The 18,368-nt window shown below is 70.1% G+C and carries 22 protein-coding genes; 10 read left to right on the top strand and 12 right to left on the bottom strand.

Annotated elements, in window-relative coordinates; genetic code table 11:
* Positions 1-39: 39 nt before the first annotated feature.
* Complete coding sequence (locus tag ACRX5W_RS18345; protein WP_436789262.1) at positions 40-993, bottom strand: NAD(P)/FAD-dependent oxidoreductase; 954 nt, start codon at positions 991-993, stop codon at positions 40-42.
* 164 nt (positions 994-1,157) lie between these two features.
* Between ACRX5W_RS18345 and ACRX5W_RS18340 the strand changes: the two genes are divergently transcribed.
* Positions 1,158-1,754 (top strand): TetR/AcrR family transcriptional regulator, encoded by a 597-nt coding sequence (locus tag ACRX5W_RS18340; RefSeq protein ID WP_436789261.1) that lies wholly within the window; start codon positions 1,158-1,160, stop codon positions 1,752-1,754.
* A 7-nt stretch (positions 1,755-1,761) separates the two neighbouring features.
* Here ACRX5W_RS18340 and ACRX5W_RS18335 read toward each other — a convergent pair whose 3' ends face one another.
* The gene (locus ACRX5W_RS18335; protein WP_436789260.1) at positions 1,762-2,733 is read right to left on the bottom strand and encodes an EamA family transporter; all 972 of its coding nucleotides are present in this window, start codon (positions 2,731-2,733) and stop codon (positions 1,762-1,764) included.
* A 205-nt stretch (positions 2,734-2,938) separates the two neighbouring features.
* Positions 2,939-3,589, bottom strand: a complete 651-nt coding sequence (locus ACRX5W_RS18330; protein ID WP_436789259.1) for a TetR/AcrR family transcriptional regulator — start codon at positions 3,587-3,589, stop codon at positions 2,939-2,941.
* Between the two features lie 374 nt (positions 3,590-3,963).
* On the opposite strand from ACRX5W_RS18330, the gene hpnH reads away from it, so the two are divergent.
* Complete coding sequence (gene hpnH, locus ACRX5W_RS18325) at positions 3,964-4,968, top strand: adenosyl-hopene transferase HpnH (RefSeq protein ID WP_436789258.1); 1,005 nt, start codon at positions 3,964-3,966, stop codon at positions 4,966-4,968.
* Positions 4,969-5,137: 169 nt separating this feature from the next.
* Here the strand turns inward: hpnH and ACRX5W_RS18320 are convergent, their stop codons facing one another.
* Complete coding sequence (locus ACRX5W_RS18320; RefSeq protein ID WP_436789257.1) at positions 5,138-5,827, bottom strand: TIGR00266 family protein; 690 nt, start codon at positions 5,825-5,827, stop codon at positions 5,138-5,140.
* A 324-nt stretch (positions 5,828-6,151) separates the two neighbouring features.
* On the opposite strand from ACRX5W_RS18320, the gene rpmG reads away from it, so the two are divergent.
* Positions 6,152-6,316, top strand: coding sequence for a 50S ribosomal protein L33 (gene rpmG, locus ACRX5W_RS18315; protein WP_436789425.1), 165 nt, complete (start codon positions 6,152-6,154; stop codon positions 6,314-6,316).
* Positions 6,317-6,374: 58 nt separating this feature from the next.
* The gene (locus ACRX5W_RS18310) at positions 6,375-6,617 is read left to right on the top strand and encodes a type B 50S ribosomal protein L31 (RefSeq protein ID WP_436789256.1); all 243 of its coding nucleotides are present in this window, start codon (positions 6,375-6,377) and stop codon (positions 6,615-6,617) included.
* Positions 6,618-6,692: 75 nt separating this feature from the next.
* Here the strand turns inward: ACRX5W_RS18310 and ACRX5W_RS18305 are convergent, their stop codons facing one another.
* Both ACRX5W_RS18305 and ACRX5W_RS18300 read right to left on the bottom strand, forming a co-directional pair.
* Positions 6,693-7,265 carry a TIGR03086 family metal-binding protein gene (locus tag ACRX5W_RS18305; RefSeq protein WP_436789255.1) on the bottom strand — a complete coding sequence of 191 codons (573 nt, stop codon included), beginning with the start codon at positions 7,263-7,265 and terminating at the stop codon, positions 6,693-6,695.
* Between the two features lie 153 nt (positions 7,266-7,418).
* Complete coding sequence (locus ACRX5W_RS18300; RefSeq protein WP_436789254.1) at positions 7,419-7,619, bottom strand: hypothetical protein; 201 nt, start codon at positions 7,617-7,619, stop codon at positions 7,419-7,421.
* 836 nt (positions 7,620-8,455) lie between these two features.
* Between ACRX5W_RS18300 and ACRX5W_RS18295 the strand changes: the two genes are divergently transcribed.
* The 3 genes from ACRX5W_RS18295 (at position 8,456) to ACRX5W_RS18285 (ending at position 11,634) form a co-directional block, all read left to right on the top strand.
* A complete protein-coding gene (locus ACRX5W_RS18295; RefSeq protein ID WP_436789253.1) occupies positions 8,456-9,877 on the top strand; it encodes a hemolysin family protein in 1,422 nt (473 codons plus the stop codon).
* Positions 9,878-10,052: 175 nt separating this feature from the next.
* Entirely contained in the window at positions 10,053-11,090 is a 1,038-nt protein-coding gene (locus ACRX5W_RS18290) for a CNNM domain-containing protein (protein WP_436789424.1), read from the top strand.
* A gap of 16 nt (positions 11,091-11,106) precedes the next feature.
* On the top strand, positions 11,107-11,634 hold the full coding sequence (locus tag ACRX5W_RS18285) for an NUDIX domain-containing protein (RefSeq protein ID WP_436789252.1): 528 nt from the start codon (positions 11,107-11,109) through the stop codon (positions 11,632-11,634).
* A 171-nt stretch (positions 11,635-11,805) separates the two neighbouring features.
* Here ACRX5W_RS18285 and trpS read toward each other — a convergent pair whose 3' ends face one another.
* The gene (gene trpS, locus ACRX5W_RS18280) at positions 11,806-12,837 is read right to left on the bottom strand and encodes a tryptophan--tRNA ligase (protein ID WP_436789251.1); all 1,032 of its coding nucleotides are present in this window, start codon (positions 12,835-12,837) and stop codon (positions 11,806-11,808) included.
* Between the two features lie 451 nt (positions 12,838-13,288).
* On the opposite strand from trpS, the gene ACRX5W_RS18275 reads away from it, so the two are divergent.
* Positions 13,289-13,561 (top strand): hypothetical protein, encoded by a 273-nt coding sequence (locus ACRX5W_RS18275; RefSeq protein ID WP_436789250.1) that lies wholly within the window; start codon positions 13,289-13,291, stop codon positions 13,559-13,561.
* Positions 13,562-13,599: 38 nt separating this feature from the next.
* Here the strand turns inward: ACRX5W_RS18275 and ACRX5W_RS18270 are convergent, their stop codons facing one another.
* Positions 13,600-14,196 (bottom strand): TetR/AcrR family transcriptional regulator, encoded by a 597-nt coding sequence (locus ACRX5W_RS18270; protein WP_436789249.1) that lies wholly within the window; start codon positions 14,194-14,196, stop codon positions 13,600-13,602.
* Between the two features lie 96 nt (positions 14,197-14,292).
* Between ACRX5W_RS18270 and ACRX5W_RS18265 the strand changes: the two genes are divergently transcribed.
* Positions 14,293-14,709: a VOC family protein gene (locus ACRX5W_RS18265; protein ID WP_436789248.1), complete on the top strand. Its 417-nt coding sequence runs from the start codon at positions 14,293-14,295 to the stop codon at positions 14,707-14,709.
* 89 nt (positions 14,710-14,798) lie between these two features.
* Positions 14,799-15,317, top strand: a complete 519-nt coding sequence (locus ACRX5W_RS18260) for an SAM-dependent methyltransferase (protein ID WP_436789247.1) — start codon at positions 14,799-14,801, stop codon at positions 15,315-15,317.
* 31 nt (positions 15,318-15,348) lie between these two features.
* On the opposite strand, the gene ACRX5W_RS18255 is transcribed toward ACRX5W_RS18260, so the two are convergent.
* From ACRX5W_RS18255 to ACRX5W_RS18240, 4 genes are all read right to left on the bottom strand, one after another.
* Positions 15,349-16,110, bottom strand: coding sequence for a Clp protease N-terminal domain-containing protein (locus tag ACRX5W_RS18255; RefSeq protein WP_436789246.1), 762 nt, complete (start codon positions 16,108-16,110; stop codon positions 15,349-15,351).
* A 150-nt stretch (positions 16,111-16,260) separates the two neighbouring features.
* Entirely contained in the window at positions 16,261-17,406 is a 1,146-nt protein-coding gene (locus ACRX5W_RS18250) for an epoxide hydrolase family protein (protein WP_436789245.1), read from the bottom strand.
* Between the two features lie 66 nt (positions 17,407-17,472).
* The gene (locus tag ACRX5W_RS18245) at positions 17,473-17,862 is read right to left on the bottom strand and encodes a VOC family protein (protein ID WP_436789244.1); all 390 of its coding nucleotides are present in this window, start codon (positions 17,860-17,862) and stop codon (positions 17,473-17,475) included.
* Between the two features lie 31 nt (positions 17,863-17,893).
* On the bottom strand, positions 17,894-18,316 hold the full coding sequence (locus ACRX5W_RS18240) for a YjbQ family protein (RefSeq protein ID WP_436789243.1): 423 nt from the start codon (positions 18,314-18,316) through the stop codon (positions 17,894-17,896).
* Positions 18,317-18,368 lie beyond the last annotated feature (52 nt).

The raw sequence follows: 18,368 nt of genomic DNA, 5'->3' as shown, positions 1-18,368 counted from the left end.
TGCGAGCGGCGCCGAAAGCGGCGCCCGACCGGCGTCACCTCAGGAGCCGAACATCTGCTTGCGGCCGATCGCCGCCGCGGCCGCGCCGCCCGTCGCGGTCGCGTCGAGGGCGTTCTGTCCCATCGGGACCGTCAGGTCGCCCGCCGCGTACAGGCCCGGCACGTTCGTCGCCCGGCTTGCGTCGACGGTGACGAATCCGCCCTCGTCGACGGCGAGTCCCAGCGACTCGACCAGCCGCCCGATGAGCGGCACCTGACGCTGCGTCAGGTGCCACAGGAGGGTCTGCCGGGCAAGCGTGCGGCCGTCGTCCAGCTCCACGGTGTGCAGCAGGCCGCCTTGGTGGTGCAGCCGGGTGACGCGGGCTTCGATGAGCTCGCGCTCGGCCGTTTTGTACGCCGCGCGCACCTCGTCCAGACGAGGCATGTCGGGCGGCACGATGGCCAGGATGTCGCCGGACCAGGCGCGGAACGCGTTGGCGGCCGTGATCGCGTGGTCGGGATCGTGGTGCACGAGGCCCCACGTGCGGTCGCGGTTCTCCCAGCCGACGCAGAACGGGCAGTGGATCACCGATCGCGCCCAGCATTCCGCGAAGCCGGGGATGTCGGGGTGCTCGTCGACCACGCCGGTGGCCAGGATGACGTCGCGCGCCCACAGCCGGTGGCCGGTCGGGGGGTCGTCGGAGGTGGCGATCCGGAAGCCGCCCGACGGATCGCGTTCCAGGCCGGTGACCTCGGCGGACCGCAGCGTCGCGAGGCCGTACCGGTCCAGGTCCTCCCACACCGCACGGCGGACCTCGTCGGGGGTGCGGGAGTCGAGGCCGAGCAGTCCGTGGGCGCCTCGCGAGGCGGCGTTGCGCGGTGGTGTCGGGGCTTCGATGACGATCGTGCGCTGCATGAGGCGTGTCGCGCTGATCGCCGCGCTCAGTCCGGCCGGCCCGCCGCCGACGACGGCGATGTCGTAGTGGGCGGGAGTTTCCTGCTGCTGCGTGGCCATGGTGAAGCTCCTCCGGGGTGTCGGGTGCCGATGGTTGCCATATGACCGACCGTCGGTCATATTGATGACCCACGGCCATACTAATGACCGCTGGTCATTCGTCAACCGTGCCGCCCCTGATGGCATGCTCTAGGCGCATCGGACCGTCCGAAGGAGTCCCGAAAGTGAGTCCCCGCCCCGCCGCCACCACCCCCGGGCGCTTCCAGCCGCCGGACGTGCGGCGCCGCCAGATTCTGACCGCGGTCGCCGAACTGCTGCTGGAGAACGGCTACGACCCGCTGACGGTCAGCCGCGTCGCGGAGCGGGCCGGGGTCGCGAAGGGAACCGTCTACCTGTACTTCGACTCGAAGCACGCGTTGATCTCCGCGCTCCAGGCCGAGATGTGGGAACGCATGCTGGCCGATCCGGCACGGCTCATGGACGACCCGTCACTGACTTGGGCGGGGCGCCTCGACGGCCTGGTCGCGGCGTGGATCCACGACGAGGTCCGGCACAAGGAACTGCACCACGTGCTTTTCCACGAGCTCGGCGGCGGCTTCGAGCCAATGTCGGAGGCACGCGAACTGCTGACCGCGATGCTGCGCGGCGGAGCCGAGGCGGGCGAGTTCGCGATCGACGACGTCGAGCTGACCGCGGACTTCCTGCTGCACGCGTACCTCGGTCCCTGCCACCACGCACCCAATACCGAGGAGTCCGAGACCAAGGTCGCCGCCGGGGTGCAGGCGCTGTTCCGCCGGGTCGTCGGCGCGTCCCTGGACTGACCCGCCGTCAGGGCTGCGGGGGCAGTCCGCCCGTGAGCCCTTCGGCCGGCGCCTTCCCGGCCGTCTTCCCGACCGGGGGGACGCGTCCCTCTCCAGGCGGCCCGTCGCCCACCGCCGCGTCCGCACTCCGCGTGACCGTCACCCCGGCGCTGGCGGCGACCACCAGCGCGATGCCGCCCATCGCCACGAGACCGAGGTTCTGGCCCAGCACGACGAAGCCCGCGACGGCCGCGACCGCCGGTTCCAGGCTCGCGAGCAGGCCGAATGTCCCCGCCGACAAGCGCTTCATGGCGAGCATTTCGCACGAGTACGGGATGACGGACGACATCAACGCGACCACCGCACCGGCCCCGAGCGCCCCCGGCCGGACCAACTCCGCCCCCGCGCCCGCGACACCGAACGGCAGGACCAGCAGCGCCGCGATGGCCATCGCGAGCGCGAGCCCGTCGACACCGCGGAAGGCCCGGGCAGTACGCGTCGCCACCATGATGTACGCGGCCCAGAAGACGGCGGCGGCAAGCACGAACGCCACGCCGGCCCCGTCCAGTCCGGTGAATCCGCCTTCGCCGAGCATCAGCACGCCGAGAGCCGCGAGCACGATCCAGAACATGTCCCGCAGCCGCCGCGACAACACGACCGCGAGCCCCAGCGGCCCGAGGAATTCCAACGTCACGGCGGGCCCGAGCGGCAGACGGGCGATGGCCTCGTAGAAGCACAGGTTCATCCCGCCCAAGGCCGCACCGAGGGCCCCGACGGTCAGCAGGTCGCGGCGCGAGAGACCACGCACCGAGGGGCGGATCACCACCAACATGACGACCGCGGCGATCACCAGCCGCAGCGTCACCGCCCCCTCGGGCCCGACGCGCGGAAACAGCTTGGCCGCGAACGCCGCCCCGAATTGGATCGACGCCGCGCCGACCAATACCAGAAGCACCGCGTGACCGTGGGTGCGCGGATGGACCAGTGCGCGGGATGCCATGCCTCGACGGTACGCAACGCCACCGTCGCCCCCGGCGGCACCCTCACGGTGCCGGACCTGCGGACAAGAACCGCGGCGACGGCCCCGCAGGCGCTCGACGGCGCCGAGGCCAGGCCCACGCGCCCCGCCCCGATCCGACCCGCGCGGCACAGCCCCGCCGACACCCCTCACGCGACGGCCCCGCAGGCGCTCGACAGCGCCGAAGCTAGACCCGCGTTCCCGGCCCCGATCCGGCCCCGTGCGGCGCGTCTGCCCGGCGCAGCCCTGCCAGCACCCGGTCGACCACCGCGCCGGCCTCGCGCCGCGCGGTCTCGGGGTCGTCGGCACGCGCGGTGTACAGGCTCGCCTCGGAGATGAGTGCCGCGAGGAGCCGCGCGAGGGGGGCGACCGGCAGTTCGTCGATCTCGCCGTTCGCCATCGCCTTGCGCAGCCACTCGGCGAGCAGTCCGTGCCCGTGTTCGTCCACTAGTTGGTCCCACACGTCCTGTCCCAGGACCGCGGGCCCGTCGATCAGCACGATTCGCTGGAAGTCACCCGTCGTGCACACGTCCAGGAACGACTGGAATCCGTGGCGGAGTTGGTCCCACGGCTCGTCCGGAAGCTCCTGGGCATGCGTCAGTTCCCGCGTCACCAGCGCTTCGGCGGCCTCCCGCGCCACGCCGTCCATGACCGCGCGGAACAAGTCCTTCTTGTCGCGGAAGTGGTGGTAGAGCGCGCCACGGGTGACCCGGGCCCGCGCGACGATCTCCTCGGTCCCGGTGCCGGCGAACCCGCGCTCGGCGAACAGCTCACGCGCCGCGGAGACGAGGGCGCCGCGCGTATCTGCGACGTGTTGGGCCCGACGAGTGAGTGCCATTCAACGCTCCCGAGACATACCGACTGCACCGCTTCCCAAGCCTGACATGCCGAGGGTGGCCGTGACCTGCGCCGCTCCACGAATCTCACGCTCCGAACACCTGTCCCGTTCCAGGCGCCCGGCGGCGGGGAAGCAGTCACGCGTTGATCGTGTTGTCGGACGAGTGCCGGGGAACGTTCTGCTGGGCATGGTGACGGAAGCGCGCGTACCGACGCTGTCAAGGCGTTCGACACCCCGCCGGACACGTTGGTCCCGAGGCGTGACACACATACAGCGACCTTGTTACGTACAGCGTGTATGTTGATCGTCGACAACATCGGGAGCCTCGGGCACACGGACGCCCGGCCTGACGGGGAGAGAGGGGCGAGACCGCCATGGGTCTGCCGCTGAACCTGGCCGCGAAAATCGGTACGCATCTCGTCAAGCAGAAGATCAAGCGCAACGACAAGTTCACGATGATCGTCGAGATCGAACCGCTGTTCGCGTGCAACCTGAAGTGCGGCGGCTGCGGCAAGATCCAGCAGCCCCACGACGTGCTCAAGAAGCGGATGCCCGTCGAGGAGGTCGTGGCGGCCGTCGAGGAGTGCGGCGCGCCGATGGTCTCCCTGGCCGGCGGTGAGCCGCTGATGCACAAGGACATCGACAAGATCGTCGAAGCTCTGCTGCGCCGCAAGAAGTTCGTGGTCCTGTGCACCAACGCGGTGCTGCTCCCGAAGCACCTCCACAAGTTCAAGCCCAACCGCAACTTCGCGTGGATGGTCCACCTCGACGGCCTTGAGGAGCGCCACGACGAGGCGGTGGCGAAGGAAGGCGTCTTCAAGGAGGCGGTGGCGGCCATCAAGATGGCCAAGGCCGCCGGCTTCCAGGTCTTCACCAACAGCACGTTCTTCAACACGGATTCGCCCGAGTCGGTGCGCGAGGTCCTCGACTACCTCAACGACGACCTCAAGGTCGACCGGATGCAGATCTCGCCCGGTTACGCGTACGAGAAGGCGCCGATCCAGCACCGCTTCCTCGGGGTGGAGCAGACGCGCAAGATGTTCCGCGAGGCGTTCGCGGACGGCAAGCGCAAGAAGTGGCGGCTCAACCACTCGGCCCTGTTCCTGGACTTCCTGGAGGGCAAGCGCGAGTTCGAGTGCACCCCCTGGGCGATCCCCTCCTACTCGCTGCTCGGCTGGCAGCAGCCCTGCTACCTGATGGGCGACAGCTACGTGCCGACGTACAAGGAGCTCATCGAGACCACCGAGTGGGACAACTTCGGCCGCGGCAAGGACCCGCGCTGCGACAACTGCATGGCCCACTGCGGGTACGAGCCGACGGCCGTGCTGGCCACGATGGGTTCGCTCAAGGAGAGTCTGCGCGCGGTCGTGAGCGGCTGAGTCCGGGGCGCTTCGGCGCCCCTAGTGTCGTCGCTTCGGCGTCGCTTCGGCGCCAGGTCGAACAGGGGCCGCGCGAGCGGGTGTTCGCGTCCGGTGCACAGGGCGTCGCCGGCGCGCGGCCACCGGCTCGCCCGCAACGGTGGCCGTACAACCGGCCCCTGACTGCGTGTCAGGCCCGCGAGCCCGGCATGTTCGCGGCGATGTAGGAGACGAGCCCGCTCGGGTTGCGGGACTGCGCGAGCACGCGCCCCGGGCCGGTGAAGTCGAAGACGAAGCCTTCGCCCGTCTTCATGCTCTGGATCGACCGACCCCGCACGGCGCGCCGGATCTGGTACGAAATGGTCGGCGCGTACGCGACCACGTGCCCCGTGTCGATCACGACCTGCTCCCCCGCCTCCAGGTCGATGACGTCGAGGGCACCGAAACAGCTGGCGACCAGGACGCCGTTGCCGCGCGCCTCGACGAGGAAGCCGCCCTCGCCGCCGAACAGGTTGCGCGCGCCTCCCCACTTGGTGTCGATCGTGACCCCCGACGAGTTGGCGAGCCAGCAGCCCTTGGTGAGCAGGAAGCGGTCCTGCCCGGGCTCCAGGTCGATCGTGATCGCGTCGCCGGGGAGGTTCGCCGCGACGTCGACCCAGCCGCCCTGCGGCGGCGCCGTGAACGTGGTCTGGAACATCGACTCGCCCCCGAGCACGCTGCGCTTGAGACCCGCCACCAGGCCGCCTTCGATCTTGGCGTCGAAGTTGACACCGGCGCTGTGCGCGAGCATCGCCCCACTCTCGGCGCGCATCTGCTCGCCGCCCGCGAGGACGCAGCGTGCGACGGTGAAGGAAGGGTTGTGACGCAGGTTGACCTTCATGACAGTCCGCCCTTCGCGGTTCCTTTGTTGCTGGTTGGACGTGCCCGCCCGACGTACCGGTTTCACGGGCGCTTCACAGGCCCGTTCCACATGTCGGCTCCGAGGCCAGATGGTGCCCCGTCTGCCTGCCGGTGACTGCATGACCGGTTCCCGGGCCGCCGGGTCCGCCACACCGGGAGCCGAGCCCATCCGCCGGACGGACCACCCCGCCCGGGGACGGAGGCGGCCGCGCTGCCGAAGCCGGCGGAATAATCCGCGTTGAAATTCGTTTTCACCCGGTGTCGCGGTCGGAATCGCGGCGCCGAGAGAAACGAGGAGGCCCCCATCGCACGCAGCGATCTGCGCCCCGTCGTGAAACTGCGGTCGACAGCAGGCACGGGAGAGACGTACGTCACGCGCAAGAGCCGCCGGAACACCCCCGACCGGCTGGAACTGCGCAAGTACGACTCCGTCGCCCGCCGGCACGTGGTGTTCCGCGAAGAGCGCTGAACACGTACGCATCCGCGCGCACCGGAAGTGCGCGCACGACCATTCCCGGAGGCTTCCCATGCGCCCCACGATCCACCCCGAGTACCGGCAGGTCGTCTTCCGTGACAGGTCCGCCGACTTCTCGTTCCTGACCCGGTCGACGCTGAACAGCGACAAGACCGTGGAATGGACCGACGGCCGCACCTATCCGGTCGTCGACGTGGACATCTCCGCGGCGAGTCACCCGTTCTGGACCGGCAAGGGCCGCGTCCTCGACAACGCCGGACGCATCGAGCGCTTCAACCGGCGTTACGGCACGTGACAGTCCGCCGCATCGACGAACAACCGATCGGGCCCGGTCACCTGGTGACCGGGCCCCATCGCTTTTGACGTCGGCTCACGCCGGCGGCGACCAATGCGGGTCGCGACCGGTCGAGGCCAGCAGCCGTTCGAACTCGCCGGCGTCCGCGGCCGTTTCCGCCGGCTCGGCGAACATGCCCATACTGCGGGCGGTCGGAGCCATCGCCTCGACAAACTGTTCGAGATCGGAGAGGACTTCGGGCGCCGGACTGAACGCCTGGCCGGTGGCGCGCGCGAGGTCCCACGCGTGGATCGTGAGGTCCAGCAGAGCCATCTGACCGACTCTGCGTGCGGGCAGGCCCATACCGGGCGAGACACCTTCCTCGCTGCCGGGGGCCGCCCACGCCTTCTCCAGACGCTCGGTCTCGGCGGCGAAGCGGTCGCGCCACCCGCCGCTGAGGAAGTCGGGCGTCTCGGCCCAGTCGACGGGCTCCTTGGCGGCCAGCGTCTGGAAGTTCACCACGACCTGGAACAAGTGGTTCGCCAGGTCGCCCACGGTGTAGTCACTGCACGGCGTCGGCCCGCCGAGACGGTCGTCCGGCAGGCCGCGCATGATCGGGAGAGCCCGCTGCGCGGCAACGTGCAGCAGGTCGCTGATGGGGTACGTCATGTCTCCGACGCTAGCCGCGGCACCCCCGCGCGCTCTTGAAGAAACACGACGCGCCCGACCCACCGGACACCGCACCGCTCCGATCGCGTACTCGGCGGCCCGGGGACCGGTCACGCAATCACCGGCAGGCAGCCGCGCAGCCGCCGGGCCGGGTCAGGACCCGGCGAGGCGCAGGAGCCTGGCGCGTTCTTCCTCCACGATCTGCTGGGCCCGCTGCACGACTTCCTCGGTAAGACCGTCGGGAACCTCTCCGAAGGCCCGGTAGCGCTGCAATTCGAGCGGTCGCACGCCGGTGATGTCGTACGCCTTCAGCGCGGCGAGCCGTATGGCGTAGGCATCGAGCGTGCGGGTCATGGCCACCTCGTCGGGTCGAACGGGCACGGCGGCCGGTGGGCCTGCCGTACTGCCGCCGCCACCGGTGACGATTCCGGACTGGGCGTCGGACGGGGCGTCGGCGGGGGCACCGGGTGGGGTGCCCGCATCCCTACGAACGCACGAGGCGCCCTCCGCGTTGCCGACTTCGTGGATTTCGTGGATTTCCTCGGCGGCCCGGCCCGACGGCGCATCCGAATCGGCGGAGGCCTGTCCGCATTGCCCCGAGTCATCGCCTTCCGACCGCTGGCGGGGCACACCCCGAGACCCGGAGCACTCGCGTCCGGTCTTGCTGTCGCCCAACACCGCCCCCGGTGGTAGCCCGCGCCTGTCGCGGATATGAAGGTCGCCCCCCATCCTTGTCGACACACGCCCTGACCGGGTTCCCCCGGATGCATGAATTCCGGGACAACTTGAGGATGACAGCGTGCTTCCGCCGCCTCCGACCGTCTCCCATATCCCTACAATCCGCTCTCCCGAGCGGCCCACGGTGCCCACGGCCGCACAGACTGTCACGACCGGGCCGGGTTAGCCAAGTACTAACGGTCAATAGGTTTTGACGATCAGTCACGTGATCGGCGCCACAACGCCGCCCCCGGGCCGCGGACATGCCCTTTCGACGCCGCCACCGCCCGTCCCACCTGGGGAACAACCGGTCTCGGTGATACGTTTTCAAGTCCCGTATCGTTCGACCTTCCGAGCCGACAGGCAGGAAGAACTCCACAAGGAGCGTGCGTGTCCGCCCAAGAGACGGACCCCCCCAGTACCGGTCCCTCCCGAACCAGTGATCCGCGCGGCGGCGTTCGGGAGGATGCCAAATGAACGCCGCGTCCGCCGCTTTCGGCATACTCGCCGTCGTCGTCCTCACGGTCGGCACCGGCTTCTTCGTCGCCCAGGAATTCGCGTACGTCGCGGCCGACCGCGCCGAGTTGCGTCGCCGTGCCGAATCCGGCGACAAGGGCGCGGCACGCGCCCTCACCGTGACCCGCCGCCTGTCGTTCATGCTCTCGGGCGCGCAACTGGGCATCACGATCACGACACTCCTGGTCGGCTTCATCGCCAACCCCGCGCTGAGCGCGGTCCTGTCGCCGGCTCTCGAACCGCTCGGCATGCCGTCCGGTGCCGACAAGGCGGTGACGCTGGTCCTGGGATTCGTCATCGCCACCGGGATCCAGATGGTGGTCGGCGAGCTGGTGCCCAAGAACTGGGGCATCGCGGAGCCCGAGCGGGTGGCGGTGCTGCTGGGTCGGCCCACCTTGGCGTACCTCAAGGTCATGGGCCCGCTGATCAGGATGTTCGACAACCTCGCGAACCGCCTGCTGCGCGCGGTCGGCATCGAACCCGTCGAGGAGATCCACGGCGGCGCGACCACCGAGGAGCTCGGTCACATCGTCGCCGAGGCCGACCGCGACGGCGAGCTAGCTCCGGAGCTTTCGGACATGCTTCAGCGCGCCATCGCCTTCGGTGACCTGACGGTCGATCAGGTGATGGTCCCGCGTCCCGACGTCATACGGGTGCGCGCCGACACCACCGCGGCCGGCCTCATCGCGCTGGTCCAGCAGTGCGGTCACTCGCACTACCCGGTGGTCGGCGACCGAGTCGACGACATCGTGGGTGTGGTCGGCGTCACCGACCTCCTGGACGTCGCCCCCGAGGACGCCGACACGGTCACGGTCGGCGCACTCGCCCGGCCGCCGCTGCTGGTGCCCGACACCGCGAGCATGCCGTCGCTGCTCGACCAGTTGCGGGCGGTCGACGAGGAGTTCGCGATCGTGCTGGACGAGCACGGCGGACTCGCCGGGATCGTGACGTACGAGGACGTCGCCGAGGAGCTGGTCGGCGAGATCGCCGACGAGACCGACACCGAATCCGTCGTGGACGCCTGCCCCGAGGACGGCTGGTGGCGCCTCGACGCGGTGCTGCGCGTCGACGAGGTCGAGCGCATCATCGGCACCGACCTGCCCGAGGGGCCCTACGACACGCTCGGCGGCCTGGTGATCGCCCGGCTCGGCCGACTGCCCGAGGTCGGCGACCGCGTCGCGGTGCCGAACCCCGACGAGGACGCGGCCGACATCGAGGGCCAGGCGTCTCCGGTCGTCGAGATCGAGGTGCTGACCGTCGAGCGGCACGTCCCCGACCTGGTACGCGTCCGCACGCACCTCCCCGTGGCGTGGGAAGCGGCCGACGACGCGGCGGCGGACGCCGAGCGCGCTCGCGGCGGAATGGAGCACGCCGCGTGACCCGGTCCCGCGCAGTTGCCTTCCATCCCCACCGCCGCACTCCCCCGCACCCCCGGCCGGAAGGCCGGGGTCTTCCCCGAGGTGCCCGATGACCCCCGATGTCCCGTCACCCATACTCGCCTCCGCGGCGGACCCGGCGTCGGGTGCCGTGGCCCTCGCGTCAGGCGGCGCGGCGATGGGCCCGGGCCCTGCGGTCATCGCCACGGTGCTGCTGCTCGTCGGCAACGCCTTCTTTGTCGCGGCCGAGTTCGCGTTGCTGGCCGCGCGGCGCCACCGCCTCGAACAGGCTGCGGCGGCCCGCAAACGCGGCGCGGCCTCCGCGCTCGCGGGCGTCCGGGAGTTGACGCTCATGCTCGCGGGCGCGCAACTGGGCATCACGATGTGCTCGCTGGGCCTGGGTGTGGTCTCCGAGCCGGCGTTCGCGGCGATGCTCGACCCGCTCTTCCAGGCCGTCGGTCTCCCGGCCGCCGCCGGCCACGCGGTGGCGTTCGCGGTGGCGCTGAGCACCATCGTGCTGCTCCACATGGTCGTCGGGGAAATGGCCCCGAAGTCGTGGGCGATCTCCGATCCGGAGCGCGCCGCTCTGCTGCTGGCACCGCCGTTCCGTGCGTTCGCGCGCGGTGTGCGCCCGCTTCTGCGCGCGCTGAACGGCATAAGCAACGCGGCGCTGCGCGCGGCGCGAATCCGGCCCAAGGAGGAGGTGTCCATTCCCAAGGACGCCGAGGGCCTGCGGCGCCTCGTCGGCGAATCGCGGCGCCTGGGGCTGATCGGCAGTGACGAACACGACGTCCTGACGGCCACCTTGCGCACCCACACCGAACCCCTCGCCCGGCTCGTGGTGCCGGCGGACCGTATCGACGCGGTTCCGGCGGACGCGGGCCCCGAGGAGATCGTCGCCGCGTCTCGGCGCCATGGACGCAACCGGCTTCTGGTACGCGGCGCCGACGGGCGGCTGACGGGCGTCCTGCACGTACGCGAGGTGCTGTCGATACGCGCGCCGCACCCGGTCGCGGCGATCGGTGCGACAGCCGGGGAGCTTGCGGCGCCGGTCCTGACCCTGTCGGTCGACACACCGATCCAGCGTGCGGTCGCCGCGCTGCGGGAGCGGCGTGCGTCACTCGCCCTCGTCCAGGACGCGCACGGCCGCCTGCTCGGCATGGTCGGGCTCGACGACCTGCTCGGCAGCGTGCTCGGCGGCACGCAGGCCGCGTAGGGCCGGGGGCCGCCCGATGACCGCTCGCGTGATCGGCTCCGTGGCCGTCCCGTGGATCCCGGTGCCGCACCGGCTCGACCTCGTCGTCGGTGCGGGCGTGCCCGTCGCGCACGAGGTCACGAGCGCCTTCGTGTTCGTCCGCGACGTGTGCGACCGGGTTCTGCTCACCCGCGTCGACCGGCCCGGGCGCGGGTGGGACGTCCCGGGCGGCCATATCGAGCCCGGCGAGTCCCCGCATGCCGCGGCGGCGCGCGAGCTCGCCGAAGAGGCCGGGCTCGCGGTGGCCGCCGAAGGGCTCACGCCCTTCGGCGGCCAGCGCATCACACTCCTCGGCGCCGCCCCGCCCGGCTACCGCTACCCGGGGCGCTCGTACCAGGCCGCCTTCGCGCTGCGCCTGCCCGCCCGCGGTCCGATCGTGCGGCCGGCGGAGGGGTCGGAGTGCTCCGAGGCCGCGTGGTTCACCGACGGCGAGGTCCGCGAGCGCTGCACGGACGCTGTGTGGCTGCCGTTGTTCGAGGCCTTCGTCGCGGACGGGATTCGGTGACGCCGGTTCGGCACGCCGGGGCCTGTCAGGTGGATCTCTCCAGGGCCCGCGCAACGTTGCGGGCGCAGAACGGCCACCAGCCCGGCAAGCGAGTACGAGCTTCGGGCGCCGCGCCTTGCGATCGCACGCACTGCGCCACGCGGGCTGCTCCCTGGAGATCCACGGGACGGGCTAGGCGTAGCTCATGCCCATCGCGTTCCTGACCTCGTGCAGGGTGGCGTCGGCCAGGTCGTTCGCACGGGCGTTCCCCTCACGGAGGATCGTGCGCACAGCTGTGCGATCCGCGGCGAGTTCGGCGCGGCGGGCGCGCAGCGGCGCGAAGTGCTCGTTGACCGCTTCGGTGACGATCTGTTTGAGCCGTGCTGCGCCCGCGCCGCCGATCTCGGCCGCGATGTCCTCGGGTTTCCGGCCCAGGCACAGGGCGGCGAGGCGGAGCAGCCCCGACACCCCCGGGCGGTGATCGGGGTCGTAGGTGATGTGCCGGCCGGCGTCGGTGGTGGCGCGGCGGATCAGCCGGGCGGTTTCGTCGGCGGTCGCGGAGAGGGCGATGGCGTTGCCGCGTGACTTGCTCATCTTGGTGCCGTCCGTACCGAGGAGCAGCGGGGTGTCCGACAGCAGTGCGCCGGGCTCGGGGAAGACCGGGCCGTAGCGGTCGTTGAAGCGCCGCGCGATGCTGCGCGTGACCTCCAGGTGCGGGAGTTGGTCCTGGCCCACCGGGACCAGGTCGGCCTTGCAGAACAGGATGTCGGCCGCCTGGTGTGCCGGGTAGGTGAACATGAGCCCGCTGACCGACGCCTGCCGCGAGTGTGCGATCTCGTCCTTGACCGTCGGGTTGCGCCCGAGTTCCGCGATCGAGACGAGGCTGAGGAAGGGCAACAGCAGTTGGTTGAGCGCCGGGACGGCGCTGTGAACGAACATGGTCGTCCGGGCGGGGTCGATCCCGGCGGCGAGGTAGTCCAGGACCAGGTCCTCCACGTGCTCGTCGAGCCGATCGGCGGTGTCGCGGTCGGTGAGGACCTGGTAGTCGGCGATCACCAGATAGGTCTCGACACCGGCGTCCTGGAGCCGGACGCGGTTGTGCAGGGTGCCGAAGTAGTGGCCGAGGTGCAGGCGTCCGGTGGGTCGGTCGCCGGTGAGGACCCGGCGGGCTTGCGCGCGGTCGTCGGTGCCGGGTGGCTTCGGGTGGGTGGCGGTGACGGACATCGTCTTCTCCTGTGGTGCTCGGTGGCTGCTTCGGGGGCCGGTCGGCTCTCGCTCGTCGTGGCGGGCGGCCGGGCCCGGGCGGAGCCGGGACACCTGTGCGGTGCAGGAGAAAGGGCCGTCCGTCACGAACGGCCCCGGGCGTGTCTGATGGGTGGCCGCTCCTAGGGGGAGCGCCACCAGGACAGATGCGCCGACAAGGTCATGCGGTCAACGTTAGCGGTAGTGCGCGCGGGGCGTCACGGGCGGGCGGCTTGTCGCGGACGAGTTGTCCGACGCCTTTCCGGGGCCGCGTGAAGGTGCGGCATTCTCGGTGCCCGGGTGCCCCGCTTACCGATTCGGGTGCCGCTCGGGCGCGTTCCGCGCCGGGTATCCCCGAGAAATCGACCGCAATTCGAAACAATATCGACCGGGAGACGAGACAACAGCCCAACTCCCGGGTCACTATGGGCACATGGCGCACGTGGATCGCTCTGACAACCGCCCGCGCATAGCGGTGCGGTTCCGCGGTGCGGACGATGATGTACGTCTGCCGGTCGTCCGGCTTGAGCAACGCGCGAATGGCCGTTGGTATGCCGTCGTCGCGCTGCCCCGGTGGGCCGAGGACGGCACCGAGTTCATTCCGTGGGACGAAGAAGTCACTTTTCCGCCGGGGCACTTCCGGCAGATAGCGGGAGAGGATTACAGCGGGCTGAAACGCGTCCGGTACCGAAACATGTACGCGTGAAGCGCGCCTGCGGCAGGGCGGCGCCGGGTTGTTCGGCGTCACGGCGCGCGGAGTGATTCCAACAGGGCGGACAGTGCCGCCCAAGTGTCCTCCAGATCCTGGGGGTTGCCGGTGGCGGCCAGCCAGAGCGCGGCTTCGTTCATGGCGCCCGAGAGCAGGTGGGCGAGTGGGGCCACCGGTTGCCGTGCGATGACGCCGGCGTCGATGAGCGCGCCGAGCGCGTCGGCCAGGTGCCGGGCGGAGCCGGCCTCGTCGAGTGCGCGCCAGACCGCCCAGCCGAGCACCGCAGGCCCGTCGACGAGCATGATGCGCTGGATGTCGGGGTCGGTGCCGGCGGTGAGGAACGCGCGGCACCCCGCGGTGAGTTGGTCCCACGCGTCGTTCTGCGCGGCGGCTGTCGCAACAACGCGTCCGGCCACCTCGTCCTGAACCTCCGCCAAGACCGCGCGGAAGAGATCGGTCTTGCTTTCGAAGTGGTGGTAGAGCGCGCCTTTGGTGACGCCGGCGGCGCTCACGATTTCCGAGAGGCCGACGGCTGCGAACCCCCGGGTCGCGAATAGCCGACGGCTTTCGCGCAGGAGTGCGCGCTTGGTCTGCTCCCGTTGCCGTGTCCGCGCGTCGCTGTCGTAGGTCACACTGCCTCGCCTGGTTGACATACCGGTGGTACGCGGACTAGCGTACTTGACATACCATCGGTATGCGAATATCACGGCACCCCCCTGAAGGACGACGTGAACCTGAGCAGCTTCTATCCCGTGATCTGCACCAGCCGACTCCAGGAGTCGCGCGACTTCTATATGCGCTTCCTGGGATTCGAGCGGACATTCGAGGCGGACTGGTACATCAGCCTGCGCCGCCCCGGCCCGCCACCGTTCGAGCTGGCCCTGCTCGATCCCGGCCACCCGACGATCCCGGAGGCATACCGCGGCACGCCCGCGCAGGGCCTGCTGCTCAACTTCGAAGTCCACGACGTCGACGCCGAGTACGAGCGCCTGGTGGCGCGCGAAGGGTTGCGGCCGGTGCTCGACATCCGCACGGAGGACTTCGGGCAGCGGCACTTCATCGTCCCCGACCCGAACGGAATCCTCATCGACGTGATCACGGTCGTCCCACCGCAGGGCGAGTTCGCGGCGGCGTACAAGAACTGACTCTCCGCTCGGGCCCACCGCATTAAGCTCGGTCGCGCCGCCATGGGCCGTCGTACGGCTCCGTGTCCGCCGCACCGACAAGGAGCACGATGCCCCAGGTTCCGCGCCGCCTGCGCTGGGCGGTCGAACGTCTGGACGTCCGGCCCGACGACCGAATCCTCGAAATCGGCTGCGGTCGCGGCGTCGCGGCCGAGCTTGTGTGCGAACTCCTGTCTGGCGGACGCTACTTCGGGATAGACCGGTCGGCGTCGGCGATCAATGGCGCCGAGGCGCGCAACGCGGGACACGTCACCGCGGGCCGGGCCGAGTTCCTTGTCGCACCGGTCGAGGGCACCGACCTCACGACGCACGGGCCGTTCGACAAGGCGTTCGCAGTCAACGTCAATCTCTTCTGGACTCACGACCCGGCCCACGAACTCGGCCTGATCGACGCGGCATTGGCCTCCGATGGCGGACTCCACCTCTTCTTCGAGCCGCCCTCGGCCGCGCAAATCGCCCGGATCGACGCCGCGTTGACGGCAACGCTCACCGAGTACGGGCTCGCGGTCGAGTCGGCCACCGATCCCACCGGGTCGATCCTGTGCGTGTCGGGCCGCCGGAAGGCGTGACGGTCGTCCGTCCGGCCCCCCGCCGCAGGTGTCACGCCTCGGACGCGTCCGGCCGTTGACGCACGATCTCGGCAAGGGCCTCCTCGGTGAACCTTCCGGTGGCTTCCTTGTCGACACCGAGTTCGCTCAACACCCCCTCGCCGCCTTCCAGTTCGAGGAGTGCCAGCAGGATGTGCTCGGTGCCGATGTAGTTGTGGCCCATGCGGAGCGCTTCGCGGAAGGTGAGTTCGAGTGCCTTCTTCGCCTGGCCGTCGAACGGGATCAGTTCCGGCACGCCCTCCTCCGCGGAAGGCAGGCGTCGTACGACCGCCTCTCGCACCGCCGCGAGCTCCACGCCCTGCGCGACGATGGCGCGCCCCGCCAACGCGTCGGGTTCGCCGAGCAATCCCAGCACGAGGTGTTCGGTGCGGATCAGCGGGTTGCCCGCCGCACTTGCTTCGTTCTGGGCCTGCATCACCACGTTGCGGGCGCGGGGGGTGTAGCGCCCGAAGCCCTGGCTGGGATCCAGGTCGTTCGCCTCGCCGGGCCCTTTGGGGACGAAGCGCTTTTGGGCAGCCTGCTTGCTGACCCCCATGCTGCGTCCGATCTCGGTCCAGGACGCACCCGAGCGGCGGGCCTGGTCGACGAAATGCCCGATCAGATGGTCGGCGACCTCCCCGAGGTGGTCGGCTGCGATGACGGCGCTCGTGAGCTGTTCGAGGGCGTCGTCGTTCGACTTCTTGATGGCCTCGATCAGGTCGTCGAGGCGGACGGAAACGGTGGGACGCATGGGCTTGTCACTGCTGTTCGCCATGCGTCAACCATAGGTTGACGGCCTTTCTTCCGTCAACTCCAGGTTGACCATCAGGCTCGGACGGCAAAGGCCGTGGGGCGGGCAGGGGCGCGCGGCGGTGGGCTCGGTCCCCGCGTCGGGCGGGAGCCACGGTTTTGGTACGCGTGGAGCTCACCGCACGAGCCGGAAGAACCGGCGGACCTCTTCGACGAACAGCGACGGCTGCTCGAACGCGGCGAAGTGGCCGCCCCGGTCGAGTTCGTTCCAATAGCGCAGGTCGGTGAAGCGCTTCTCGGCCCAGCGACGCGACAGGCGCACGATCTCGCGCGGGAAAATCGAGCACCCGGTGGGCGCGTGCACGGCGCCCAGGTCGGGAGTGCGGAAGCTCTCCCAGTACAGGCGCGCCGACGAAGCCGCGGTTCCGGTGAGCCAGTACAACGTGATGTTGTCGAGCATCTGATCACGCGTCAGGGCATTCTCCGGGTGCCCGTCGCAGTCCGTCCACTCGCAGAACTTCTCCACGATCCAGGCGAGTTGCCCGCTGGGTGAATCGGCGAGCCCGTACCCGAGGGTCTGCGGCCGGGTCGACTGGATCTTCGAATAACCGGTGCCCCATTCGCGATGGTGGGAGAGATCCTGGAGCACCCGCTGCTCGACCGGGGTGAGATCGGCAAACGTGTCAGGGTCGGGAGCCGCGACGGGCATGTTCAGGTGGATGCCGGCCACCCGGTCACCGCCGGCCTGGGCGGTGGCGACGGTGACCATGGCACCCCAGTCGCCACCTTGCGCTCCGTAGCGCGCATAGCCGAGCCGCTCCATGAGCCCCGCCCATGCGGCGCCGATGCGTTCGACGTTCCAGCCGGGCGCCGACGGCTTGTCGCTGAAGCCGTACCCGGGCAACGACGGACAGACGACGTGGAACGCGTCTGCCGCGTCGCCGCCGTGGGCGGTTGGGTCGGTCAACGGGCCCAGCACATCCAGGAATTCGACCACGGACCCGGGCCAGCCGTGGGTGAGCAGGAGGGGCAGCGCATCCGGGTGCGGCGAGCGAGCGTGCAGGAAGTGGACACCCAGCCCGTCGAGTTCGGTGCGGAAGTGCGGGTACGCGGACAACCGCGCCTCGGTCTTCCGCCAGTCGTAGTCCTCGGCCCAGTAACGCGCGAGTTCCCGTATATAGGCCAGCGGCGCCCCCTGCGTCCAGTCGTCCACGGTCTCCTCATCGGGCCACCGCGTACGCGCCAGCCGCTCCCGGAGATCGGCCAACTCGGCCTCGGGCACCTCGATCTGAAACGCCGTCACGTCCTTGGAAAGGCTCATGCGGGCACGGTAGCCACGCACGGTCGAGAAGAACACGTCCGTCCGCCGTGGAATGGGGCGGGCGCGTCAGCCGCCGCTGCCGTACGGCCGGGTGATGACCTCCATGCTGTGCCCGTCCGGGTCGCGGAAGTAGAAGCCGCGCCCGCCGTCGTTGTGGTTGATCTCGTCCGCGCGGCGGTAAGCCGGGTCCGCGTAATACGTCACTCCCGCCTCGCGGACACGCCGGAAGATTCCGTCGAACTCCTCTTCGCTCACCAGGAAGGCATAGTGCTGGCCGGTGATTTCCTCGTCATCAGGCACCGCCATGTAGTCCAGGGTGACGCCGTTCGCCGACTGCACCGGAACGAACGGCCCCCATGTCTCTCCGGCCTCCAGACCGAGGATCCGGGCGAGAAATTCAGCGGCGGCCCGGTGGTCGTGCGCCCGAACTATCGTGTGGTTCAGATCGACTGACACAGTGCACCCCTCCATATGCGGCTTGGGCGACTCATCCCAGGAACGACAGGCGCACCTGACGCCGGGGATTGTCACGGTTGGTGTCCACCAGGACGACGGACTGCCATGTGCCGAGTTCCAGTTCGCCCGCCAGGACCGGCAACGTGGCGTGCGGTGGCACGAATGCCGGCAGGACGTGGTCGCGACCGTGTCCCCTGCTGCCGTGCCGGTGGCGCCAGCGGTCGTCGGCGGGCAACAGGTCGCGAAGCGCGGCGAGCAGGTCGTCGTCGCTGCCCGCTCCGGTCTCGATGACGGCGAGACCGGCCGTGGCATGTGGCGTGAACACATTGAGGAGACCGTCGCGCCCCTCGGCGACATCGCGGAGAAACGCACCGATCTCGCCGGACAGGTCGTGGACGGTCTCCGACGATCCGGTATGGATGTCGAGGACCCGGGTGGTGAATGCATCGGCCATGACGGAATCCTCTCCCTACGTGTCCGCACAACGCGGACTCTTCGGGGTTTCT

The organism is Yinghuangia sp. YIM S10712 (assembly GCF_051388935.1).
GTDB lineage: Bacteria > Actinomycetota > Actinomycetes > Streptomycetales > Streptomycetaceae > Yinghuangia.
Note: the sequence above shows the minus strand (reverse complement) of the source record. Positions and strands in the feature narration are given on the sequence as shown.